This is a genomic window from Mesorhizobium sp. USDA 3734, from assembly GCF_056279665.1.
Genome location: NZ_JBWCCW010000001.1, coordinates 3,608,830 through 3,630,659 on the forward strand (window position 1 = coordinate 3,608,830; position 21,830 = coordinate 3,630,659).

Annotated in this window: 21 protein-coding genes and 1 pseudogene; 13 read left to right on the forward strand and 9 right to left on the reverse strand. The window is 62.9% G+C overall.

Annotated elements, in window-relative coordinates; all coding sequences use genetic code 11:
• Window positions 1–46: 46 nt before the first annotated feature.
• Window positions 47–1,457 (reverse strand): annotated as a pseudogene (locus ACZ89F_RS17700) (patatin-like phospholipase family protein).
• Here ACZ89F_RS17700 and ACZ89F_RS17705 point away from each other — a divergent pair.
• Window positions 1,363–1,590, forward strand: a complete 228-nt coding sequence (locus tag ACZ89F_RS17705; RefSeq protein ID WP_476097474.1) for a hypothetical protein — start codon at window positions 1,363–1,365, stop codon at window positions 1,588–1,590. The pseudogene ACZ89F_RS17700 and the gene ACZ89F_RS17705 overlap by 95 nt on opposite strands.
• Window positions 1,591–1,632: 42 nt before the next feature.
• On the forward strand, window positions 1,633–1,821 hold the full coding sequence (locus tag ACZ89F_RS17710) for a CsbD family protein (protein WP_476093177.1): 189 nt from the start codon (window positions 1,633–1,635) through the stop codon (window positions 1,819–1,821).
• A 58-nt stretch (window positions 1,822–1,879) separates the two neighbouring features.
• Here ACZ89F_RS17710 and ACZ89F_RS17715 read toward each other — a convergent pair whose 3' ends face one another.
• Entirely contained in the window at window positions 1,880–3,013 is a 1,134-nt protein-coding gene (locus ACZ89F_RS17715; protein ID WP_476093178.1) for a metallophosphoesterase, read from the reverse strand.
• A gap of 118 nt (window positions 3,014–3,131) precedes the next feature.
• Between ACZ89F_RS17715 and ACZ89F_RS17720 the strand changes: the two genes are divergently transcribed.
• A complete protein-coding gene (locus tag ACZ89F_RS17720) occupies window positions 3,132–3,719 on the forward strand; it encodes a hypothetical protein (protein WP_476093179.1) in 588 nt (195 codons plus the stop codon).
• 49 nt (window positions 3,720–3,768) lie between these two features.
• Here ACZ89F_RS17720 and ACZ89F_RS17725 read toward each other — a convergent pair whose 3' ends face one another.
• Window positions 3,769–4,449, reverse strand: a complete 681-nt coding sequence (locus ACZ89F_RS17725) for a TetR/AcrR family transcriptional regulator (RefSeq protein WP_476093180.1) — start codon at window positions 4,447–4,449, stop codon at window positions 3,769–3,771.
• Window positions 4,450–4,544: 95 nt separating this feature from the next.
• On the opposite strand from ACZ89F_RS17725, the gene ACZ89F_RS17730 reads away from it, so the two are divergent.
• The 3 genes from ACZ89F_RS17730 to ACZ89F_RS17740 all read left to right on the forward strand — a co-directional run bounded on the left by ACZ89F_RS17730 (window position 4,545) and on the right by ACZ89F_RS17740 (window position 8,189).
• Complete coding sequence (locus ACZ89F_RS17730; protein WP_476093181.1) at window positions 4,545–5,327, forward strand: NIPSNAP family protein; 783 nt, start codon at window positions 4,545–4,547, stop codon at window positions 5,325–5,327.
• A 467-nt stretch (window positions 5,328–5,794) separates the two neighbouring features.
• Window positions 5,795–6,976, forward strand: coding sequence for a nitric oxide-sensing protein NosP (gene nosP / locus ACZ89F_RS17735; RefSeq protein WP_476093182.1), 1,182 nt, complete (start codon window positions 5,795–5,797; stop codon window positions 6,974–6,976).
• Window positions 6,969–8,189, forward strand: a complete 1,221-nt coding sequence (locus tag ACZ89F_RS17740) for a GGDEF domain-containing protein (RefSeq protein WP_476093183.1) — start codon at window positions 6,969–6,971, stop codon at window positions 8,187–8,189. Before nosP ends, ACZ89F_RS17740 begins: the two co-directional genes overlap by 8 nt.
• Window positions 8,190–8,272: 83 nt before the next feature.
• On the opposite strand, the gene ACZ89F_RS17745 is transcribed toward ACZ89F_RS17740, so the two are convergent.
• Together ACZ89F_RS17745 and choX are read right to left on the reverse strand one after the other, a co-directional pair.
• Entirely contained in the window at window positions 8,273–9,085 is an 813-nt protein-coding gene (locus ACZ89F_RS17745) for an alpha/beta fold hydrolase (RefSeq protein WP_476093184.1), read from the reverse strand.
• 8 nt (window positions 9,086–9,093) lie between these two features.
• Window positions 9,094–10,032 carry a choline ABC transporter substrate-binding protein gene (gene choX / locus ACZ89F_RS17750; protein ID WP_476093185.1) on the reverse strand — a complete coding sequence of 313 codons (939 nt, stop codon included), beginning with the start codon at window positions 10,030–10,032 and terminating at the stop codon, window positions 9,094–9,096.
• Window positions 10,033–10,115: 83 nt separating this feature from the next.
• Between choX and betI the strand changes: the two genes are divergently transcribed.
• The 5 genes from betI (at window position 10,116) to ACZ89F_RS17775 (ending at window position 14,502) form a co-directional block, all read left to right on the forward strand.
• Entirely contained in the window at window positions 10,116–10,754 is a 639-nt protein-coding gene (gene betI / locus ACZ89F_RS17755; RefSeq protein ID WP_476093186.1) for a choline-binding transcriptional repressor BetI, read from the forward strand.
• Window positions 10,755–10,877: 123 nt separating this feature from the next.
• Entirely contained in the window at window positions 10,878–11,636 is a 759-nt protein-coding gene (locus ACZ89F_RS17760) for an SDR family NAD(P)-dependent oxidoreductase (protein WP_476093187.1), read from the forward strand.
• A 256-nt stretch (window positions 11,637–11,892) separates the two neighbouring features.
• Complete coding sequence (gene fumC / locus ACZ89F_RS17765; RefSeq protein ID WP_476093188.1) at window positions 11,893–13,290, forward strand: class II fumarate hydratase; 1,398 nt, start codon at window positions 11,893–11,895, stop codon at window positions 13,288–13,290.
• 238 nt (window positions 13,291–13,528) lie between these two features.
• On the forward strand, window positions 13,529–13,948 hold the full coding sequence (locus ACZ89F_RS17770) for a DoxX family protein (RefSeq protein WP_476093189.1): 420 nt from the start codon (window positions 13,529–13,531) through the stop codon (window positions 13,946–13,948).
• A 149-nt stretch (window positions 13,949–14,097) separates the two neighbouring features.
• Entirely contained in the window at window positions 14,098–14,502 is a 405-nt protein-coding gene (locus tag ACZ89F_RS17775) for a DoxX family protein (protein WP_476093190.1), read from the forward strand.
• A 307-nt stretch (window positions 14,503–14,809) separates the two neighbouring features.
• On the opposite strand, the gene ppx is transcribed toward ACZ89F_RS17775, so the two are convergent.
• Window positions 14,810–16,345 (reverse strand): exopolyphosphatase, encoded by a 1,536-nt coding sequence (gene ppx / locus ACZ89F_RS17780; protein ID WP_476093191.1) that lies wholly within the window; start codon window positions 16,343–16,345, stop codon window positions 14,810–14,812.
• Window positions 16,345–18,546, reverse strand: coding sequence for an RNA degradosome polyphosphate kinase (locus ACZ89F_RS17785; RefSeq protein WP_476093192.1), 2,202 nt, complete (start codon window positions 18,544–18,546; stop codon window positions 16,345–16,347). Before ACZ89F_RS17785 ends, ppx begins: the two co-directional genes overlap by 1 nt.
• 145 nt (window positions 18,547–18,691) lie before the next feature.
• Between ACZ89F_RS17785 and ACZ89F_RS17790 the strand changes: the two genes are divergently transcribed.
• Both ACZ89F_RS17790 and ACZ89F_RS17795 read left to right on the forward strand, forming a co-directional pair.
• Entirely contained in the window at window positions 18,692–18,937 is a 246-nt protein-coding gene (locus tag ACZ89F_RS17790; RefSeq protein ID WP_109663012.1) for a zinc-finger domain-containing protein, read from the forward strand.
• A gap of 17 nt (window positions 18,938–18,954) precedes the next feature.
• Window positions 18,955–20,196 (forward strand): FAD-dependent monooxygenase, encoded by a 1,242-nt coding sequence (locus ACZ89F_RS17795; protein WP_476093193.1) that lies wholly within the window; start codon window positions 18,955–18,957, stop codon window positions 20,194–20,196.
• Between the two features lie 33 nt (window positions 20,197–20,229).
• On the opposite strand, the gene ACZ89F_RS17800 is transcribed toward ACZ89F_RS17795, so the two are convergent.
• Both ACZ89F_RS17800 and ACZ89F_RS17805 read right to left on the reverse strand, forming a co-directional pair.
• Window positions 20,230–20,898, reverse strand: a complete 669-nt coding sequence (locus ACZ89F_RS17800; protein ID WP_476093194.1) for a TIGR02117 family protein — start codon at window positions 20,896–20,898, stop codon at window positions 20,230–20,232.
• A 115-nt stretch (window positions 20,899–21,013) separates the two neighbouring features.
• Window positions 21,014–21,763: an amino acid ABC transporter ATP-binding protein gene (locus ACZ89F_RS17805; RefSeq protein ID WP_031260969.1), complete on the reverse strand. Its 750-nt coding sequence runs from the start codon at window positions 21,761–21,763 to the stop codon at window positions 21,014–21,016.
• Between the last annotated feature and the right edge of the window lie 67 nt (window positions 21,764–21,830).

Genomic DNA, 21,830 nt, shown 5'->3' on the forward strand with positions numbered 1-21,830 from the left:
GCGGCGGCAAAGCGTTTCGGCGGCGACGCGCTGATCCAGCCGCTGCTCAGTTTGCCTGCGCTGCGGCCATCTCTGTCGAAATACCGGCATGGGCGCGGATGGCGGCAACCGCCTTGCCGATAGCGGCATTGACGAGCAACGCCTGTTGGCCGGCGGCGATGGTGAGGTCGACCTGCTCGACCGGCAGCCTTAGCCGGGTCGGAATGACGTTGAGCTTGACCTGCATCGCCGGATCAAGGTCGGCGAAGGAGAGATGCTGGACCACCAGCTGGATGTCGCGGCAATTCCAGCCGCCAGCCGAACCGCGATAGGCGGCGACTGTCGAGGCCGGCAGCCCGCAGCGGTAGCGCACCAGTTCGTCTTGCCACTGTGAGACGGCAAGCGTCAGCGCGTCGACTTCGTCGCGCACCGACGAGGCCAGCGTGGTGCTGGTCACCGCGTCGAGCAGCTCACCAATCTTGGGCCCATGCAGGGATTTGCCCCACGACACATCGCTGTCGCTGCCGGCGTCGGCGATGATGAACAGCAACGTCCGCAGCCGGACCGCGGCGACCGGCGACAGCGGGCCGTAGGGCGTGCCGGCGGCGGAGCGCTCGATGGTAAAGCCGGTGACGCCGATATTGTCCGTCAGGCCACCGTCGAGCAGCTTCACATAGTCAAGCGGGTCGGCGTTCTGATAAGAATCGAGCGCGCTGGCATAGGCCCGGAGCCTGATCGAGGCGTTGCGGTCGGCCAATGCGCGCTCCAGCCAAGGCGGCCTGTGGTAGCCGCAATGCGGGCTGGTGGCTGAGACGACGATCGGCGCGAAGACGACAGGAACCGCGGCGGAAGCCGCAACGGCGTCGGCGAGCCGGACCTTCTCGAGGTCGCTGCACAGCGCCGCGAAGGTGTCGTAGCTGAACAGGAACGGTGTGCGGTTGTAGATGTCGGATGCGTTGATCCAGACAATGGGCCGGTCCGGCTTGCGGAAAGCCAGGAATGTCGCGCCATCGAAGATATGGTCGTTCAGCCATTTGGCAAAGCCGCTGCGGTCATTGACGCCGCCATTGTAGGCGCGCACGAGGTTGAGCGGCGACAGCGATTTCCTGAGATTGGCTTCCGCATCCTGGATCAGGAAGCGTTCGCGAAAATCCCGGTAGCCGTCCTTGCCCCTGTAGCCGAAATAGGCGGCGGTGACGGCGCCGCCGGAGGCGCCGGAAATCATCCTAACGTCGTCAACCAGTGTGCGCCGATGCGGCTGCTCGTCGATAACGATGTCGTCCAGCGCTCGCAACACGCCATAGGAAAAGGCAGCGGCCCCTTGTGCCGCCGCCGGAGAAGGCGAGGCCAACAACCGTCGAGCCATCGTCGCCGGGATCGGGAATGAAGGTCGGCGAAGGGGGACCCGCTTCAGATGTCAAAACGTTGATCGGCCCGACATCGTCGGCGACGCAGCCGGCCGCCAGCAGAGAGAGCACGACCGCAAAGGCAAGACGAAAACGCATCGAATATCCCGGCAGCCCTCAAATCCGGCCCGCCAGAACCTACCTGCATTGCTTTGCCTTAGGCAACGGGTCGCGCGACAGCGAATTGCGGGTATTCGGAACCTAACAGGTCCGGGCCCGTTCCTGTCGGCGGATGAATTCCCAGGAGATGCGAAAAATGGTGAACAAGGATCAGGTCGCGGGCGTGGCCAAGCAGATCAAGGGCTCGGTCAAGGAAGCCGCCGGCAAGGCGACGGGTAACAGGCAGACCCAGGCTGAAGGCACGGCAGACAAGATCGCCGGCAAGGTGCAGAAGGCCTATGGCGACGTGAAGGACAAGGTCAAGAAGGCGTTCTGATCCGACATCGCGGAGCACTCTTTAATTTTAGGGAAGGCGGTCGCGAGGGCCGCCTTTTTCATGTGCTCCAGCCCTTGCTGAAAGCATTGGTGAAGGCGCACTCGCCATGATCGCCGGTCGCCTCGCCCAGCACCACGTCCATGCCATCGCTGGTCACCCTGGCGAGCGCGAAACCGCCCATATAGGCGGCCTTCGGCTTGAACAGATTGAGCCCGTCACGGCGATAGATCAGCGGCGTTTCGTGCTGGTGGCCATGGAAAATGCCGACGACATTGTAGCCCTTGAGCGCCGCCAGCAGCGCCTGCCGGTCGGCCTCGCTCCACCAATGCGGCGCACCAGCGCCGTCATCGTCGTAGTGCCTTTTGGCGGCATCCCAGCGTTCTATCGAGAAGGTGTCCCAGCCATAGTGCTGGAACAGAATGACCGGACGACCGTCAGCCGCATAGGTCGCCAGATCCTGCTTCAGCCATGGCAGGCTGCTCTCGGCGCCATGGCCAGTGTCGCCGGCGAAACGATGCGTCTGGACCAGGTGCAGGCCGCCCCAGTCCCAGGAATAGCAGTCGGTGTCGATATCATAATCGGTGGCCGGCACTGGCGGCTTGAAGAACACGCCGGCGCGATGATTGACCTCGACATAGTCGCGCAGTTCGCGCCGGTACCAGTCGACATGGTGCGGCGGCCCGTTCTGGTCGAGATCATGGTTGCCGAGCCCGACATAGACCGGCATGTGCACGCGATCGGGGCCGACGCCTTGGCTGTAGCGCTGGCTGAACTGAAGCAGTTGGGTGCCCTCGTTCGGCTGGGTGATCTGGCCGCCGCCGTCGTCGGTCATGTCACCGCCGACGACGAGGCCGAGCGGCGTGCCGATGCGGCTGCCGGCCGAGCGCAGGCCGGTGGCGACGCCGTTGATCTCGACCGGCCAGTCCTTGTCGCCGAGACCGTTGAGCACTGCCACGTTGCGCAGCAGCGCGGCGTCTGTCTTGCCTTCCTGCAGGCAGTTGGGGCTCAAACCGCTCGCCATGCGGCAGGCATGGACATCGGCGACGAACAGGAAGGTGGCGTCGATGGACTGGACGCGCTGGCCGGTCTGGCTGAATGCCGGGCGCGACAAGGCGCCGGCCACGGCAAATCCCGCCATCTGCTTCAGCAGGCTGCGCCGGGAAATCGAGTGGATCGGCAAGCGAGTCATCATGCGCGAAATTCAGCACAGGCGGCCCCCTGCCGTCCAGTTGCCGTCGCCACGCATCGACACCGCCGCGCTGGTCTGGCAGTCTTTGACGTTCAACATGCGCGGGGGAGAGGAGGACGCGATGAGAGCCGCAACAATCGGCATGACCCTGCTCGCCACGGCGAGCGTCGCGCATGGCGCCGAATGCGTCGACGCGAAAGCCGCCAAGACCGGCTTCGTGCTGGAAAAACCGGGTATCCGCAGCGAGTTCCGGCCAGCGGCCGGCGGCATGGTTTCGGTTGCCAACACCTATGAGTCCGAGTCGCCGCAGACGCAGTTCCTGTTTGCCGGGCTGATCGAAGTTTTTCGCGACAGCGACACAGGCCATCTGGCCATGATCCCGCTTGGCGACCTGAAAAAGCTGTTCCCACTGAAATCGGGCGCAAAGAGCACGATGCAGTTCGTCGAGCTGTCGCCGAAGAAACAGCCGAAGGGCACAAAGACGCTGGAACTCGCGGTGAAGGGCAAGGAAATTTTCACACTGGGTGACTGCAAATACAAGGTGCTGGCGGTCAAGGAGACGATCAGGAACCAGGCCGGCGAGACGCTGGACACGTTCACCGCGCTCTACGCGCCGGACCTCGGAGCAGCGCTTGCGAGGCGTTACGACGAGGGTACAAAGTCCGAAAGCGTCATCAGCTATGAGACGATCAGGCCGCTGGCGCAGTAGCGCCGCAAAGTCAAAGCGGCCGCGTCGAGATCCCCTTGTCGCTCCGACATCAAAGGGTTCTTGGTCGCAGCAGCACCCTGCGGCGTCGCTTGGCTGCCAATCCGCTCTGCGAAGGCGATAGCGCGCTCCGCTCCAGTCCCGCCAGACAATCCCGCAGCACGCTCGCATCCTGCGCCGTCTTGGCCATCGACATCGCCCCGGAATAGGCGGCGACCGCCAGCGCGGCGAAGCGCTCGGGGTCCGTGCCCTCATCCCTGCCCGCCTGCTGGTCGGCTCGCAGCTTGTCGGAAATCGTCCGCCGCCACCCGGCAAAAATACTGGCAAGGGCAATGCGGAAATCCGGATCGGCGAGCGACAGTTCGTGCGCCAGATTGTTGAGCGGGCAGCCGCGCACGAAACCCTGCTGCTCCAGTTCCGCCGCCACGGCCTCGAACACCGCGCGCACGCCGTCGCGTGCAGTGCTCGCCGCCAGCACCGGCGCGATCCATGTCTGTTCGACCGCTGCGGCGACACGCTCGTCGATCACCGCCAGCGCCAGCGCCTTCTTGGTCGGGAAATGGTGATGCAGCGCGCCACCGCTGACACCCGCCGCCGCCATCAGGTCGCCGAAGCTGGAGGCATGATAGCCGCGCGCCTGGAACGCGACCTCGGCGACATCGAGCACCTTCTTGCGCATGCCTTCAGGGTCGTTGATGCGTTTTCTTGGGCGCGGTTTTGGCTGAACGGTCATCTCTGCTGACATTGCCGAACTTTAGCATATTGACAAAACAGGACAACCGGTCTGTTTTGCAAACAGGATGATCATCCTGTTTTAAGGAGAGACGCATGAACGTGCCCCTGAATGCCACGCTGAAACCCCCGATGCTCGCCTCGCCTGTCGTCGAGCTTCGGCAATACACACTGAAGCCCGGTCAGCGCGACACGCTCATCGACATCTTCGACGGCAGATTGATCGAAGGCCAGGAGGACGCCGGCATGACCATCATCGGCCAGTTCCGGGATCTCGACCGCCCCGACATGTTCGTCTGGATGCGCGGCTTCGACGGTATGGATGCGCGGAAAAATGCTCTCGCCGGTTTCTATGGCGGGCCGGTCTGGGCGGCGCACCGCGATGCGGCCAACGCAACAATGATCGATTCCAACGATGTGCTGCTGCTCAAGCCGGCTTGGCCGGGCGCCGGCTTCGATCTCGCGGGCGGGCAGCGGCAAAGCCTGGGCAGCGGCGAAAAGGCCCTTCGAAACAAGCCGCTGACTGGCATCGTTGTTATCCAGATTCATCATTTGCAGCCCGGCACGGAGGTTGATTTCGCCAGCCGCTTCGAGACTGAGACGGCGCCGCTGATGACGGCACAAGGCGCACGCCTGCTCGCCGCTTTCGTTACGGAGCATGCCGAAAACAGTTTTCCGCGCCTGCCGGTGCGGGCTGATGAAAACGTCGTCATGTCCGTCACCGGCTTCGACAGTGCCGAGGCGCATGCTCGCCACAAGGCCGCCCTCGCCGCCTCACCGGCATGGCAGGCCTTTTGGCAGGCCGCGCAAGCTGGCCTGACCAAACCAACGGAGACTTTGCGGCTGTCGCCCACATCGCAATCGCTGGTCGGGCGTTAAGGCTTTTGCGTGTCTTCTTCCTGGCGCTGCTTGCAATCGCCGCAACCCCGCCGCGCCAGCCCCGATCAGCGTGATTGCCAACCCCATCCGCCCGAGCACCACTCGCAACTCACGGTCGGCGAATTGGGCCTTCTTCACGGACAACTCAATACTGTATCTGATCAACTTGTTCGTCCGAATATCAAGTTAGCAACAAGCCAATGGATTTCATTGTCCTCGACGAACTCGGCTGCCTGCTATTCGCTTAATCAGGCCCAGCTCCTATTCCATTGCGACATCGTCGAGACCCGCAACGACACATGGCGATTCAAAAGCCGCAGGTTGCCGCCGTAATGGCCCGACCTTAACTCCGCATTAACGACCGGCAAATCGGGTCGTTCGAATCCGCAGGAGCTTTGATCCAGATCAAGCCCCGGGGACCCAACTTGCGCGAACAATAGATATTGTCCATGCGCGGAGGATACCAAATGGGTAATGAGGGAGCGGTAGTCAAAACGTCGGCGCACACTCGCCGCTGCCAGTCCTGCAGCGTGGATGCTCGCGCGGCCGTGCGTGAGTTCCATGCCGGCGTATCGCAGCCGGATATGGCTTTCGTTCTTTTCTTTTGCTCCAGTGAGTACGATCTCGACGCGCTTGCAGACGAAATGCAGCGGCAATTCGCCGACGTGCAGATCATTGGCTGCACCACTGCGGGTGAGATCGGTCCGGCGGGCTACCGGGACCACAGCATCACCGGCGCGAGCTTTGCGACCGGGTCGTTCGCAGCGGTGAGCGGGTTGATCGGGCAGCTACGGGAGTTCGATTTTGCTGCCGGTGAAGCGTTCGCGCAGACTCACCTGCAAAAGTTGGAACGTTTGGAGCCGCAGACAACGCCGGATAACACATTCGCACTTCTGTTGATCGATGGTCTTTCAATACGGGAAGAGCTGGTGACGCGCGTGTTGCAGAACGTGCTGGGCGACATTCCACTGGTGGGCGGTTCGGCCGGCGACGGTTTGAACTTCAACCAGACCCATGTCTACTTCGGGGGTCGCTTCCATCCGGACGCGGCTGTGATCGTGCTGGTCACGACCATCCTGCCGTTCCGGATTTTCAAGATACAGCATTTCGTTCCGACCGAGGAGCGGCTGGTCGTGACCGATGCCGACGCCACCCATCGCCTGGTGCGGGAGATCAACGGACTGCGGGCCGATGAGGAATACGCGCGGATTGGCCATATTGACCCGCACGACCTGCAGCCCACCCGGTTTGCGTCCTCGCCGATGGTGGTGCTGATCGATGGGGCCAACTATGTTCGCTCCATTCAGCGGGTAAACCAGGACGGCAGTCTGACGTTCTACTGCGCGATCGAGGAAGGGGTCGTGCTCCGCGTAGCGCGTAGCGTCGACCTTGTGGTGAACATGGCCGCGGCGTTCGCACATATTCAGAGCGAGATCGGTGTACCCGAGCTGCTGCTCGGCTGTGATTGCATCCTGCGCAAGCTCGAGATTTCCGAGAAAGGTCTTTCCGATCAGGTCAGCTCCATCTTCGAGCGAAACAACGGCATCGGCTTCAACACTTATGGCGAACAGTACCGAGGCATCCATGTCAACCAGACACTGACCGGGATAGCGATCGGACACCGCGCCTCGAAGAGCCCACATGGCTGAGCGCAAGCAATCCGGGCCCGGCTCAGGCAAGCAGGTGCTGCTGACGGAAATCGCCAGGCAGAACAAGGTCATCCGCGCGCTGATGAACCGCGCGGAGCGCGCGAGCGGCGACGCCAACGGTTCCGAGTTCGGTGCGTTCCAGACCACGATCATTCTTCAAGATCAGGTGCGACGCCGCACCGAAGAACTGGAAAGGGCCCTGCGCGACAACGAGAAGGCTGTACGGGCATTGCGTGAGTCCGAAGCAATGTTCCGCAGCGTGGTCAATCAGCCTCTGGTCGGAATAGCGATCATCAAGGACGGAAAATTCTCCTTTACGAATTCGAAGTTTGACGAAATCTTCGGCTATTCGGCAGAAGAGCTCCTCGGTCTCAGACCGGTCGACGTGGCGGCCCTCGTGGATGAGGCGATCGTGGCCGAACACGTCCGCCGACGGATCAGTGGGAAAGTGGAGGTCATCGACTACAAATTCCGCGGCCGGCGCAAGGACGGTGCCGAGGTCGACATCGAACTGCACGGCAGCGTCATGGATCTTGGCGGGAAGCCTGTTCTCGTCAGCGTGGTAATGGATGTCAGTGAGCGTATGCGGGCTGAACGCGAAATGCAGTCTCTCTACGATCTGCTGCGCGAGCAATCGATTCGCGACGGATTGACCGGACTTTACAACCGCCGCTATCTCGATGCGGCGCTGGAGCGCGAGCTGTCCCTCGCGCGCCGCAAAGGCCACCCCGTCAGCGTCGTGATGTGCGACTTCGATCACTTCAAGATCGTCAACGATCACTACGGGCATCCTGCCGGCGACGACGTGTTGCGCACCTCCGCGGCGATGATGAAGCGGCGTTCGCGCAGCAGCGACATCAGTTGCCGCTATGGCGGCGAAGAATTCGTGCTGGTGATGCCCGAGATGTCGGAAGAGCTCGCGTGCGAACGCGCCGAGCAGTTACGGGCGGAAATCGAAGCAACGCCGGTCCGGCACGGTAATATCACCATTCCAGTAACGGCGTCGTTCGGCGTCGCGAGCTTTCCGCAAGGCGGGAAAAGCGGCGTCGAGCTTCTCGCGGCAGTTGACGAGGCTCTCTACGCCGCGAAGCGCGGCGGGCGAAATCAGGTCAAGCGCTTTGCGGATTTACGACCGGAAGGCTGCAATCACTTGCAGGAAACCTCTAGTCTAGACCGATCGAAGCACCAGCTTGTGCGCGACAACGCCGCCTAGTCTAGATGTTTGCTCCCATGCTTCGATGGTTCATCATTGGACTACTTTGGCGGGATCGTTCGCCTAGCCACCAGTCCTCGCCCTTAAGCCTCAAATGCCTCGATGATGGCCTTTGCGACAAGGGCCGGATCTTCCCAATGCGGGTTGTGGCCACAGCTCTCGGCGCGGACGAAGACGGCTCCGGGAAGAGCGTGCAGCAATGCCTGCTGGTGCGCCTCGCCGAACAGCGGGTCGCACGCGCCGGCGATGATCAGCGTCCGGGCCTGCACGGCTCGCGCCGCATCAGTCAGATCGGCGCGGCGGATTTCCTCCAGGATCGCTCGCCAGCGCGGCGCCGGCATTGCCGAGGCGTCATTCGCCAGGCCAGCGAGAAAGGCTGGGGGCACGCCGGGCCGGCAGGCATGCCACCAGGCGTAGAACGGATCGGCCGGCGATATCGGGTCGCGCAGGGCCTGGACGCCGGCGACCAGCGGATGATCCCGCGCGAAGTCGGGCTTCAACGTGCCGGCCAGGACCACCAGCCCGCCGATGAGCTTCCTGTGGCGCCCAGCCAATGCGATAGCCACCATGGCGCCCAGCGAATGGCCGACGACGATCGGCCGGTCGAGCCGCAAAATCTGGATCAGCCCGGCAATATCGTCGGCGAAATCGGCGATGCCGCAGCCCTTCCCCGCCTGCGAGGCGCCATGGCCGCGCAGATCCGGCATGATCAGCCGGCGGCCGGCCAGGTATGGCGCCAGAAGCGAAAAGCTGCGGCTGGTGTCGGTGAAGCCGTGCACCAACAGCAGCGCCGGTTCGACGCCTGATATCTCGACATAGGCGATGTCGAGATCGCCGACGGCGACGAACTGCTTGCGGCCGGCCCAGGCGTTCTGGTCCGCGCAGGCATTCAGCACCGCCGCTCTCACAGGCCGAGCTTTTCCTTGACCGCGGCAAGGTCAGGCTGGCCGTCGAAGGTGGTGACGCCGGCGAGCCAGGCGTCGAGGCGGTTCTTGTTGAGCGTGATTGCCTTCAGCGCCCCGTCCTCCGGCTTCATGCCGTCATTGATCAGATATCCCATGCCGACATTCTCGAAATCGATGTCGAAGGCGAGATTCTTCAAGAACTGCGCGACGTTGGGACACTGATCGAGATAGCCTTTGCGCACCTGCGTCGTCACCGTCGCGGCGCCGAAGTTCGGGCCGAAGAACTTGTCGCCGCCGGTCAGGTACTTGAAGTCGTACATCGTGTTCATCGGATGCGGCGCCCAGCCCTGGAAGACGATGAACTGCTTTTCCTTGATCTCGTAGCCGACCTCGGAAAGCATGCCGGCTTCGCTGGACTCGACCACCTGCCAGCCGTCCAGGCCAAAGGCAGGATCGGCGATGGCGTCCATCATCAACTGGTTGGAGCCGGGCTCGATGCCGTACATTTTCTTGCCGAACTTGTCGGCGAATTTGTGCAGGTCGGCGATGTCCTTGACGCCGGCCTCCCAGACATAGGTCGGCACGGCGAATGTGTATTTGGCGCCTTCGAGATTGACGCGCACGTTCTCGACCGAGCCTTCCTTCTTGTAGGGCTCGTAATAGGTGACCATGGCCGGATCCCAGTAGCCCAGGAACAGGTCGAGATCCCTGTTCTTCATGCCCTCGTAGATGACGTTGATGCCAAGAACCTGGCTTTGCGGCTGATAGCCGAGCGCCTGCAGCAGGACATTGGCGACCCCCGTGGTGAAGGCAAGGTCGTTCCAGCCGGGTTCAGCCATGCGCACAGCCCTGCACTGCTCGGCCTCGGCCGCCTGGGCCGCATTCGAGGCCAATATCAGCGCGGCAAGACAGACGCCATTTGCAAGGATGCGGAACATTTCGGTTCTCCTCATTGTCATCGAATTGACCAATTGGTCTTTTTATTGTCCCATGGGTCAATTCTTGATGTGAGCGGGCGAAAATGTCAACGTGGATTCGCGATGCATGGACCGATCCCGTGAAACTCAAGCGTCTCAGTGAGATACGCCGCAAGGAATTGCGGCAGGCCGCCTTCGCGGTGCTGGAGCGCGAAGGCATTGCCGGCGCGACACTAGAAAAGGTGGCGGCCCAGGCCGGCGCCTCCAAGGGCATCGTGCTGCACTATTTCCGCAACAAGCAGGAATTGTTCGAGCACGCGATGCGCGAGGCCAATGCCGTCCTGTGCCATGCGGTGATCGCGCGGCTTCGTCGGGCGCATACCCCTATGGAACGCATGGATGCGGTGATCGAGGGCAATTTCGAGGAGCATCTGTTCCAGCCTCCCCTATGCCATGCCTGGCTGTCGCTCTGCGCCGAGGTGCCGCGCGACGATAAGATGGCCCGTATCCAGAGGGTGATCCATGCGCGCATGCGCTCGAACCTGTTGTCGGGCCTGCGCGGCCTCGCCTCGCCGACGGATGCCGACGACATCGCGCTCGGCGTCACCGCGCTGATCGACGGGCTTTGGCTGCGGCTTGGCCTGCAGCCGGGCAGCGTCTCGCGCGAACAGGCGGTCCGCCAGGTCAAGAACTATGTCGCGGGCCGGCTGGCCCTGCGGGAGCTTGCGACCGCCGGCGCGTAGACCGGCCTCGGCTGGCCTGCGCCGGCCGCGGTCGAAGTTCATACCGGGGGATAGGCCGACGGCTTGACCACGGCCGCCACTATACGGTGCTCTCGCCGAGGCAGAAATCCCTCGGAGCGTCGAATGAGACTTCACAACAAGCGCGCGCTGGTCACCGGTGGGTCGGACGGTATCGGCCTGGCGATCGCCGAGGCCTTTTCACGCGAGGGCGCGGACGTCCTGATCGTCGGCCGCGACACCAAAAAGCTCGACGCCGCCCGCAAGCAGCTCGGCGGCACTATCGAGACGCTGTCGACCGATCTTGCCACATCGGCCGGCATCGCAGTCGTCGTCGAGCATGTGAAGAAATCCAGTCGGCCGCTCGATATCCTGGTCAACAATGCCGGTGTGGCTTTCCTGGTACCGTTCGAGACCGTCAGCCAAGAGCAGTTCCAGCAATCCTTCGCGCTCAATGTGACGGCGGTGTTCTTCCTCACCCAGGGCCTGCTGCCGCATCTGGCAACCGGCGCATCGGTGATCAACATCTCGTCCTATTTCGCCAACAAGATGATCCCGAAGCGGCCGTCGAGCCTCTATTCCCTGTCGAAGGGCGCGTTGAACTCGCTGACCAAATCGCTGGCCTTCGAACTCGGCGCGCGCCGCATCCGCGTCAACGCCATCGCGCCCGGCACGGTCGACACCGCCATGCGGCGCAAGACCGTCGACAATTTGCCGGCCGAGGCAAAGACGGAGCTGAAGGCCTATGTCGAGCGCAGCTATCCGCTCGGCAGAATCGGCCGCCCCGGCGATCTGGCCGGTATCGCGGTCTATCTGGCCAGCGAAGAGGCCGCCTGGACCAGTGGCGGTATCTTCTCCGTCGACGGGGGATACACGGCCGGGTGAGTTGCCTTTCTCCCCCTTTGAGGGGGAGATGGCCGGCAGGCCAGAGGGGGTCGCCTTGCGTAAAGCGCCGGCCTGTTCCGGCGGCTAGGGGAGTTGCGCCCGGTCGAACTGACCCCCTCTGTCGCCTTCGGCGACATCTCCCCCTCGAGGGGGGAGATCACCTTCAACCGATTTGCATCCTTGCCGCCCGCATTCTCCGCTTGAAGCCGTTTGTGCAACGCGATACGCCGTTGCCGACTTCGACAAGGAGAGACCCGTGACCGCTGCAAAGACCAGAACCGAAACCGACACGTTCGGCCCGATCGAAGTCGCCGCCGACCGCTATTGGGGCGCGCAGGCGCAGCGTTCGCTTGGCAATTTCAAGATCGGCTGGGAAAAGCAGCCGGCGTCGATCGTGCGCGCGCTGGGCATCGTCAAGCGGGCGGCGGCCGAAGCCAATATGGACCTTCAGCGGCTTGATCCGGCGATCGGCAAGGCGATCATCGCGGCCGCGCAAGAGGTCATCGACGGCAAGCTCAACGACCATTTCCCGCTGGTGGTCTGGCAGACCGGCTCGGGCACGCAGTCCAACATGAACGCCAATGAGGTGATCTCCAACCGGGCGATCGAGATGATGGGCGGCGTCATGGGCTCCAAGAAGCCAGTGCATCCCAACGACCACGTCAATATGAGCCAGTCGTCGAACGACACCTATCCGACGGCCATGCACATCGCCTGCGCCGAGCGCATCGTGCACGACCTCTTGCCTGCGCTGAAACATCTGCACAAGGCACTTGAAGCCAAGACCAAGGCCTTCGCGCACATCATCAAGATCGGCCGCACGCACACGCAGGATGCCACCCCCCTCACGCTTGGCCAGGAATTTTCGGGCTACGCGGCGCAGGTCGCCTCGTCGATCAAGCGCATCGAGCTGACGCTGCCCGGCCTGCAGGAGCTGGCGCAGGGCGGCACCGCCGTCGGCACCGGCCTCAACGCGCCGGTTGGCTTCGCCGAACGGGTGGCGGATCGTATCGCCACTATTACCGGCATCGCCTTCGTTACCGCGCCGAACAAGTTCGAGGCGCTGGCAGCCCATGATTCCATGGTGTTTTCGCACGGCGCCATCAACGCGGCGGCCGCCGCACTGTTCAAGATCGCCAACGACATCCGCTTCCTCGGTTCCGGCCCGCGTTCGGGCCTCGGCGAACTGTCGCTGCCGGAAAACGAGCCGGGCTCGTCGATCATGCCGGGCAAGGTCAACCCGACCCAATGCGAGGCGATGACGCAGGTCTGCGTGCAGGTGTTCGGCAACAATGCGGCCCTCACCTTCGCCGGCAGCCAGGGCCATTTCGAGCTCAACGTCTACAACCCGCTGATGGCTTACAACTTCCTGCAGTCGGTGCAGTTGCTCTCCGACGCCTCGGTCTCCTTCACCGACAATTGCGTCGTCGGCATCGAAGCGCGGGAAGACAACATCAAGGCGGCACTCGACCGCTCGCTGATGCTGGTGACGGCGCTGGCGCCCACCATCGGCTACGACAATGCCGCCAAGATCGCCAAGACCGCGCACAAAAAAGGCACCACGCTGCGCGAGGAAGCGCTGGCCACCGGGCTGGTCAGCGAAGCCGATTATGACCGGCTGGTGCGGCCGGAGGACATGACGCATCCGGGGTGAGCAATTCCAGGAAAAGTGTCTTGCGGTTTTCCGTCCGGAATTGCGTCAACCAGAAACCCGACATTTCGCAACGGGAGAATTTCCTCACGTCGCGACCTGACCCGACGCGAATTTTGCGTCAGTCGCCCGATCACGGAAATGTAAGCGCTGTGAACAATGTGTTGCCGGATCGACGGCTTTGGTGAACAGTCGGCTTGGTCTATCTGAGTGGTCATTCAAACCCATTCGGAGAGCCACCATGTCCATCAACACTTCAGTCGCCGGTTCCGGCGCTTCCAATGCCTCGACCACCATCCTCCTCGGCCGCGTCCTGCTCGCCGTCATCTTCCTGCTTTCAGGTTTCGGCAAGCTCACTGCCATCGCCGGCACAGCCGGTTATTTCGGCAGCCTCGGCCTGCCCTTGCCGACCGTAACGGCCATTGTCGTCGGCCTGATCGAGCTTCTCGGCGGTCTCGCCATCCTCGTTGGCTTCCAGACCCGGGCCGTGGCCTGGGTGCTCGCGGTTTTCACGGTGGCTACCGGCTTGGTCGCCCACACTGGTTGGGCCGACCAGATGCAGATGATCCAATTTCTCAAGAACCTCGCCATCGCTGGCGGCTTCCTCCTGCTGGCCTCCTCGGGCGCTGGCGCCTATTCGATCGACGCCAAGCGCGGCTGAGCCAAGCCTGGCAATAGCTGAACAAAAAAGCGGCACGGAATTTTCCGCGCCGCTTTTTCGTTGTCCGTATATGCCGCCGATCTGCGGTCCGGAATTTCTGCTAGGATCGGGGACGAGGCCAACCGGCGGCCGACAACGGAGGTGAACGCATGCCCCGCAACGCGCTGCTCCTGCTTTCCCGGCTGCTGTTCGCCGCCCTGTTCGTGCCTTCGGGCTTCCAGGCACTTTCCGATATTGCCGGCACCACTGGCTATTTCGCCGGCCTCGGCCTGCCGCTGCCGACACTTGCCGCCTGGGGCACAGGACTGTTCGAACTGATCGCCGGGCTGCTCATCCTGGTCGGTTTCCAGACCCGGATCACAGCGCTGCTGCTTGCCGCCTTCTGCATCGCCGCCGGTTTCATCGGCCATTACGGCCAGGGTGGCGGCGACGCGATGCTCGCCTTCCTGCACCAGCAGATGCTGATGAAGGACATCGCCATATCAGGCGGCTTCCTGGCATTGGCCATGGCCGGCGCCGGCGCATGGTCGGTCGACGAACGTGGCGCGGTTTGATCTATGCTTAAACGCGCCTGAGTTGGTCGACCCCCACTCCGTCTCGGCTTCGCCGAGCCACCTCTCCCTCGATCGACGGGGTAGAGGAAGGGCGCGAGCCTATTGCCGCCAACGCTTTTCCAACGAGGCTCCCTTCCTTTCCCTCCGGAGGGGGGGAAAGGTGGCGCTGCGAAGCAGCGACGGATTGGGGGAAGCCGGTCCTTAAGCGCGAAGCCGCTGATAAATGAGCACGAGCGAGCTGGTCCGATATCGGGAAGCGCCCGATAAATCACGCTCTGGTAGGCCGTGTTCATTTCACCGAAACGTCCTATTTCACTGAGACGCTGGGACCGCCCTCGACGGCCAGCACCAGCCGGCGGTTGGTTATCTTGGCCAGCTGCGCCAGGCGCCCGGCAGGCCGTTCACCATAGAGATCGGCCAGCGATGCAGGCAGAACCAGCGCCAGCACGCCGTTGGCGCGCTGTTCCCATTTCAGCCTGGGCATGATGCCGGGCATCGACGCCGTCAGCAGATAGACGACGCGCATCATCGCTGCCAGCACGCGGGCGCGCTCCAGATAACGCGGCGAAGCCAGTGCCTTTATCTCGGGTGCGATGGCTTCGTTGAAGATGCCGTCGTGACGATAGGCGTTGGCCAGCGCCAGGAAGGCGCGGCCGGGATGGTCGACACCGAAGAAGGACGCATGCGCAATGATGTTGAGCGATTGCTTGCCGCGATATTCGGGGTGCGCACGCCAGCCGATGTCGGCCAGCAATGCGGCTGCATGGCGGTAGCGCGCCTCGTCCTCGGTCTCGTCAATGCCGAAGGCGGCAAAGGTTTTGGCGGTCCAGTCGACAAGTTCATGCGCATGGGTGACGGAGCGTGAGCGCAGGCGAGCGAGTTCCTCCGAGGCCGAAATCAAGGGATCGGCCTTCTGCTCGGCCGCGTCGAGCAGCGAATAGAGAAAGCCTTCGCGCACGCCGAGCGCCGACACGATGATCTTCGACGGCTGCATCGCCGTCATGATCTCCTGCAGCACGATGGCGCCATAAGGCAGCAGCGAACGGCGGTTCTTGGAAACGCCTTCGATCCCCTTGACCTTCTCGATCTCGGCTTTGGCCACCTGCTTGAGGAAGTTCGTCGCGCTTTCGGCTGATATCTCGTAATGGTGCATGACGCCGAGCGGATAGTTGGTCATTTCCATGTGCAGCCGGGCGAGATTTCGCCAGGTGCCGCCGACGGCGTAGAAGGGCCTGCCCTGCCCGCCCTTCAACAGCTTCGCCTTCGCCAGTTCGTCACGCGTGATCTTGGCCGCCTGGGTCAGCGAGTTCTTGGCCATATCCTGCAGGCGCAGGCCACCCAGCGGCAGCGTTATGCCGTCACCGATCGCTTCGCCGTTGACGTCGACCAGTTCGAGACTGCCGCCACCCAGATCGCCGGCGATGCCATCGGCCGGGTGAAAGCCGGAAATGACGCCGAGGGCCGAATAATAGGCTTCCTGACGGCCGCTGATCACACGGATCTCAGTCTTCAGCACATCCTCGGCGCGGTGGATGAAATCGGGACCGTTGACCGCCTCGCGGGCGGCGGCGGTCGCCAGCACATACATATGCTCGGCGCCGGCCTGGTCGGAAAGCGCGCGAAAGCGGCGGAACTCCTCCATCGAGCGAGTCACCGCCTCGGGGTCGAGTTTTCCGGTCGAAACGATGCCACGGCCGAGACCGGCCAGCATCTTTTCGTTGAACAGCATGGTCGGCGAGCGCGCCAGCCCCTCATAAACGACGAGACGGATCGAGTTCGATCCGATGTCGATGATGGATAGCGGTCGGCGGTCCTGCAGCCGGCCCTGGGAATCAGACAGCATCAGCTGGACGCTGCGGCGTTCTTCTTGCGACGCTTGAACTGCGCAATGCGCTTGGGCGCATGCGACTTCAGCGCGTCACCCCGTCCGGACAGGCTCGGATTGGTCATGAAATATTCCTGCGCGTTGAACGGTTCCTCGCCCTCCTCCAGCACCACGCGCCGGGAGGTTCCATCAGCCAATACGTCGAAACTTTGCTGATTGTCCATGATGTTGCCCAGCATGATCTGGCCAAGGATCTGTTCATGCACAGTTGGATTGGTGATCGGCACCATGGTCTCGACGCGGCGGTCGAGATTGCGCGGCATGAGATCGGCCGAAGAGATGTAGACGATGGCCTCGTCCGACGGCAGGCCGTGACCGTTGCCGAAGCAATAGATGCGGCTGTGCTCGAGAAAACGGCCGACAATCGATTTTACACGAATGTTTTCCGACAGGCCCGGGACCTGCGGCCGCAAGCAGCAGATGCCGCGCACGACAAGGTCGATCTCGACGCCGGCGCGGCCGGCATCATAGAGCGCGTCGATGATGATCGGATCGACGAGCGCATTCATCTTCATCCAGATGCGCGACGGCCTCCCTTCCACCGCATGGGCAATCTCGTCGGCAATGTGCTTCAGGATACGGCTTCTCAACGTGAACGGCGAGATCGCCAACCGCATTTCATCCGTCGGTTCGGCATAGCCGGTGATGAAATTGAAGAGCTGGGCGACGTCGCGGGCGATCGTCGGGTCGGTGGTGAAGAAGGACAGGTCGGTGTAGATGCGCGCGGTCACCGGATGGTAGTTTCCGGTGCCGAGATGCACGTAGTTGCGAAGCTTGCCGTCCTCGCGCCGCACCACCAGCGACATTTTCGCATGGGTTTTCAGCTCGAGGAAGCCGAACACCACCTGCACGCCGGCGCGCTCCAGGTCGCGCGCCCAGCGGATGTTGGCTTCCTCGTCGAAGCGTGCCTTGAGCTCGACCAGCGCCGTGACCGACTTGCCGGCCTCTGCCGCGTCGACCAGCGCGCGCACGATCGGGCTGTCATTGGAGGTGCGGTAAAGCGTCTGCTTGATTGCCACCACTTCCGGGTCGGCCATCGCCTGGCGCAGGAACTGCACCACCACATCGAAGGATTCGTAGGGGTGGTGGACAACGATGTCCTTCTCGCGGATGGCGGCAAAGCAGTCGCCGCCATGCTCGCGGATGCGCTCGGGAAAACGCGGATTGTAGGGCGTGAATTTCAGATCGTCGCGCGGGACGGCGACGATCTCGGAGATTTGGCTGAGCGCCAGCGGTCCGGTCAGGACACTGATGCGGCTCGACGACACGCCAAGCTCGCCGGCGACGAAGTCGCGCAATTCGGAAGGCATCAGCCTGTCGAATTCGATGCGGATCACCGAACCGCGCCGACGCCGCTTCAGCGCCGTTTCGAACAGGCGCACCAGATCCTCGGACTCCTCCTCGACCTCGATATCGCTGTCACGAATGATGCGGAACGTGCCAGAGCCCTTGACCTCGTAGCCGGGGAACAGCTTGCCAATGTACAGGCCGACAGCCTCTTCCAGCGGGATGAAGCGAACATGATGCTTGCGGTCCGGCAGACGGATGAAGCGCTTCAGCGCCACCGGCAGACGCAGCAGCGCGCTCATCTCTTCGCCATTCTTGCGATGGCGCAATTGCAGCGCCATCGAGAAGCCGAGATTGGGAATGAACGGGAACGGATGCGCCGGGTCGATCGACAGCGGAGTCAGCACCGGGAACACCTGCTCCTGGAAATGGTCTTCCAGCCAGACCTTCTCCTCCTTGGTGAGCGCATCGCGGGTGATGCTCTCGATGCCTTCCTTGTTGAGCAGCACGGTGAGCGCCGAAAGGCTCTTCTGCTGGTCTTCCTGCAGCCGCTCGACCTCACGCAGCAGTTGTTCGAGCTGCTGTTCGGGGGTGCGGCCGTCAGGGCTCTTCAGCGTGATGCCCTCGCGCACCTGGCCGGCGAGGCCGGCGACGCGCACCATGAAGAATTCGTCGAGATTGGCGGCCGAGATCGACAGGAAGCGGACGCGCTCCAGCAGCGGATGATTGAGGTTCAGCGATTCCTCGAGAACGCGCCTGTTGAATTGCAGCCAGGAAAACTCCCGGTTGACGAAGCGATCGGGGTTGCCGCCCTCCGGACGGGCCACCTCGACGTTCACGAATTCGCTCTGCACCGGCTTCAGTTCGTTCATGGTTCCTGCTCTTCCCACCCGCTCAAGCCGGTTAACCGGCTTAACTTATCCTCTGACAGGCTTTTGCGACAGTTTCATTTCATCGATCTTGCAAAGAGGCCTGTTATGATCCAGATGCAGAAGAGACTGCGTTAAGGAGACGACGATGGCAGGCGGTTCCATTCCCCATTTTCAGAACGATGCGGGCCATCCGGCAATCGACATCGGCGTCAAGGAATTCATGTGCACCGGCGCCAATCCGCCTTTCGACCACCCGCATGTGTTTCTCGACATGGGCGGCGACAATGAAAAAGTCTGCCCCTATTGCTCGACCCTCTACCGCTATTCGCCCAAGCTGAAGGCGACCGAAACACTGCCGGCCGGCTGCATCTATATCGACCAGGCCGCCTGATTCCTTCGGCAAGCCCGATGAACGACACGCGTTCCCGGCAAGTCGTCATCGCCGGGGCGGGCGTCGCCGGGCTGACCGCAGCCCTTGCATTCGCCGAACGCGGCTACTCGGTACGGGTGTTCGAACAGGCGCAGCGCCTGGAAGCAGTCGGCGCCGGCCTCCAGCTTTCTCCCAACGCGACACGCATCCTTCGCCAGCTTGGCGTACTCGACCGTCTGCTGCCGGTAGCAGTGCGGCCGGAAGCGGTGGTGCTGAAGGATGCCGCAACGCTGCGCGAACTGGCACGGGTGCCGCTGGGACAAGCCGCTGAAACGCGCTGGCAGGCGCCCTATCTCGTCGCTCACAGGGCCGATCTGCAGAGCGCGCTGACCGCGCGCGTTGCCGAGATGCCGGATATCCATCTCACCACCGGCGCCCGGATCAGCAGCGTTGCCACCGGCACGCATGGCATCACCGCGACGGCCGAGTTCGACGGCAAGACCATCGCGGCCGAGGGCTTCCTATTGGTCGGCGCCGATGGCGTCTGGTCGTCGGTGCGCGGGCTTGTCGATTCGGCCAAAAGGGCGACCTCGCCAAGAAGCCGGTTTTCCGGCGAACTGGCTTGGCGCGCAACCATTGCCGCGCAAAGTGCCGCGGGGCAGGCTTTCGCGGCGATCGGCGCTCCCGACTGCGTCACCACCTTCCTGCACCCCGGCTTCCATATGGTCGCCTACCCCGTCAGCAAGGGCGACGCCTTCAACCTCGTCGCCTTCACCAGAGGCGAGCGCATTGCCGAGGGCTGGTCCGGCCATGCCGATCCACGCATCCTCGCCAGCGCAACGCGCGGCACCGCGCCTGGTCTTGCAGAACTGGTGGAAATGGTTGGCGCGTGGCTGACTTGGCCGCTCCATACTGTCGAACAGAACCAGCCTTGGACAAGGCCAGACGGCATCGCGCTGATCGGCGACGCCGCGCATGCGATGACGCCGTTCGCGGCGCAAGGTGCGGCCATGGCGATCGAGGATGCGGCGCTGCTTGCCGATATCATCGCCGACTTCCCTGCCGATCCAGCACAAAGCCTTCAGATCTGGGAGAACCTGCGGCGGCCGCGCGTCGCAAGGGTCGCTCGTCGCGGCGCCGTCAACCGCCTCGCCTGGCATGCCACGGGCCCCGTGGCTATTGCGCGCAATCTGTTCCTGAAAATGCGCTCGTCGGAAAAACTCGCGGCGGATCTGGATTGGCTCTATGGCTGGCAGCCGCAGAAAGTCATTCGACGCTGAAACATGGGCCTGAATATCAGCCCTTGAGCACAGCTAGTTATACAGCCGCATCGACAGGCCAAGCGATACAGGCAGCGGGTTCCACCAGCCAGTGCGCAGGCCGGCGGTGCGCAAGGCGGCCGCCGTCCAGGTGTTGCAGCCGACCAGTGCGTTGAAGTGGCCGTTCGCCTCATAGAAGCCGTCGAACCTGGAATAGGCCGCGTCCGGAACAAGGATCGGGCCCTTCGGCCCTCGCTGAAAACTCGCATCGATGAAATCGAGCAGCGCCGCGAACCGATCCTCACCGAGGTCGAACCCCGCGACGTCCGGGCGCCCTTCGACGATGTCACCGGCGACATCGACATGCATGACCGAAGCATCGATGGTCAGCGCCTTCATCACCGGCACCGCCTTCAACTCGGACCATGTCGGCGTCTCCAGGTAGAAGGCGCGGCCGCCCCAGCCGAAGACGATGTAGCGGACCTCCGGACTGTCGGCCGGTATGCCGGCGTCGACCAGGAAGTGGAAGCGCTGGCGCACGGCATCATCGACCGGAATGGCGATGTCCGTGTGGATGGCATTCTTCAGCACCAGGACGTGGCGCGCCGTGGCCGGCGTGGCGGCAGCCGGCCGCCACAGCGGCCGCGGCACGAGAGCGCCCATCGTCGCGGCAAGCGCAACGACGATCAGCAGAAGGCCTAGACAACGTCCCAGTCTTTTCATGAATGGCGGCCCTGCAAACGCGACCCGGCGCGACACAACACGCCCGCCTCCCGCTCATCCATACGCAAAAGAGCCCGGCAGTGTTTCAGCCGGGCTCCCCGTGGTCGTCGAAGGCCTAGTGCAGGATCTGCGACAGGAACAGCTTCGTGCGCTCATGGCGCGGGTGGTCGAAGAACTCGGCCGGCGTGTTCTGCTCGACGATCTGGCCCTGGTCCATGAAGATGACGCGGTTGGCGACCTTGCGGGCAAAGCCCATCTCGTGGGTGACGCACAGCATGGTCATGCCTTCTTCGGCAAGGCCAACCATCGTCTCCAGCACTTCCTTGATCATTTCCGGATCGAGCGCCGAGGTCGGCTCGTCGAACAGCATGATGCGCGGGTTCATGCACAGCGAGCGGGCGATCGCCACGCGCTGCTGCTGGCCGCCGGACAGCTGGCCGGGATATTTGTGGGCCTGTTCCGGGATCTTGACGCGCTTGAGGAAATGCATGGCGATTTCCTCGGCCTGCTTCTTCGGTGTCTTGCGCACCCAGATCGGCGCCAGCGTGCAGTTCTCCAGGATGGTGAGATGCGGGAACAGGTTGAAGTGCTGGAACACCATGCCGACCTCGCGGCGCACCTCGTCGATCTTCTTGAGATCGTTGGTCAGTTCCTTGCCGTCGACGATGATCTTGCCCTTCTGATGCTCTTCCAGGCGGTTGATGCAGCGGATCATCGTCGATTTGCCGGAGCCCGAAGGGCCGCAGATGACGATGCGCTCGCCGCGCATCACTTTCAGATTGATGTCCTTGAGCACATGGAATTCGCCATACCATTTGTGCATGGCGATGATGTCGATGGCGACATCGGTGGTGGAAATCTGCATCTTGGCGGCGTTGACCTTGATCTCTTCCGCGCTGACGGCATTTTCGGTGGCCATGACAGGGTCCCCT

Excerpts from the sequence above, each read along its gene's own strand:
- ACZ89F_RS17705 (WP_476097474.1), top strand. The coding sequence starts at position 1,363 with ATGAAGGTCGGCGAAGGGGGACCCGCTTCAGATGTCAAAACGTTGATC.
- ACZ89F_RS17710 (WP_476093177.1), top strand. The coding sequence starts at position 1,633 with ATGCGAAAAATGGTGAACAAGGATCAGGTCGCGGGCGTGGCCAAGCAG.
- ACZ89F_RS17715 (WP_476093178.1), bottom strand. The coding sequence starts at position 3,013 with ATGATGACTCGCTTGCCGATCCACTCGATTTCCCGGCGCAGCCTGCTG.
- ACZ89F_RS17720 (WP_476093179.1), top strand. The coding sequence starts at position 3,132 with ATGAGAGCCGCAACAATCGGCATGACCCTGCTCGCCACGGCGAGCGTC.
- ACZ89F_RS17725 (WP_476093180.1), bottom strand. The coding sequence starts at position 4,449 with ATGACCGTTCAGCCAAAACCGCGCCCAAGAAAACGCATCAACGACCCT.
- ACZ89F_RS17730 (WP_476093181.1), top strand. The coding sequence starts at position 4,545 with ATGAACGTGCCCCTGAATGCCACGCTGAAACCCCCGATGCTCGCCTCG.
- nosP (WP_476093182.1), top strand. The coding sequence starts at position 5,795 with ATGGGTAATGAGGGAGCGGTAGTCAAAACGTCGGCGCACACTCGCCGC.
- ACZ89F_RS17740 (WP_476093183.1), top strand. The coding sequence starts at position 6,969 with ATGGCTGAGCGCAAGCAATCCGGGCCCGGCTCAGGCAAGCAGGTGCTG.
- choX (WP_476093185.1), bottom strand. The coding sequence starts at position 10,032 with ATGTTCCGCATCCTTGCAAATGGCGTCTGTCTTGCCGCGCTGATATTG.
- betI (WP_476093186.1), top strand. The coding sequence starts at position 10,116 with ATGTCAACGTGGATTCGCGATGCATGGACCGATCCCGTGAAACTCAAG.
- ACZ89F_RS17760 (WP_476093187.1), top strand. The coding sequence starts at position 10,878 with ATGAGACTTCACAACAAGCGCGCGCTGGTCACCGGTGGGTCGGACGGT.
- ACZ89F_RS17770 (WP_476093189.1), top strand. The coding sequence starts at position 13,529 with ATGTCCATCAACACTTCAGTCGCCGGTTCCGGCGCTTCCAATGCCTCG.
- ACZ89F_RS17775 (WP_476093190.1), top strand. The coding sequence starts at position 14,098 with ATGCCCCGCAACGCGCTGCTCCTGCTTTCCCGGCTGCTGTTCGCCGCC.
- ppx (WP_476093191.1), bottom strand. The coding sequence starts at position 16,345 with ATGCTGTCTGATTCCCAGGGCCGGCTGCAGGACCGCCGACCGCTATCC.
- ACZ89F_RS17785 (WP_476093192.1), bottom strand. The coding sequence starts at position 18,546 with ATGAACGAACTGAAGCCGGTGCAGAGCGAATTCGTGAACGTCGAGGTG.
- ACZ89F_RS17790 (WP_109663012.1), top strand. The coding sequence starts at position 18,692 with ATGGCAGGCGGTTCCATTCCCCATTTTCAGAACGATGCGGGCCATCCG.
- ACZ89F_RS17795 (WP_476093193.1), top strand. The coding sequence starts at position 18,955 with ATGAACGACACGCGTTCCCGGCAAGTCGTCATCGCCGGGGCGGGCGTC.
- ACZ89F_RS17800 (WP_476093194.1), bottom strand. The coding sequence starts at position 20,898 with ATGAAAAGACTGGGACGTTGTCTAGGCCTTCTGCTGATCGTCGTTGCG.
- ACZ89F_RS17805 (WP_031260969.1), bottom strand. The coding sequence starts at position 21,763 with ATGCAGATTTCCACCACCGATGTCGCCATCGACATCATCGCCATGCAC.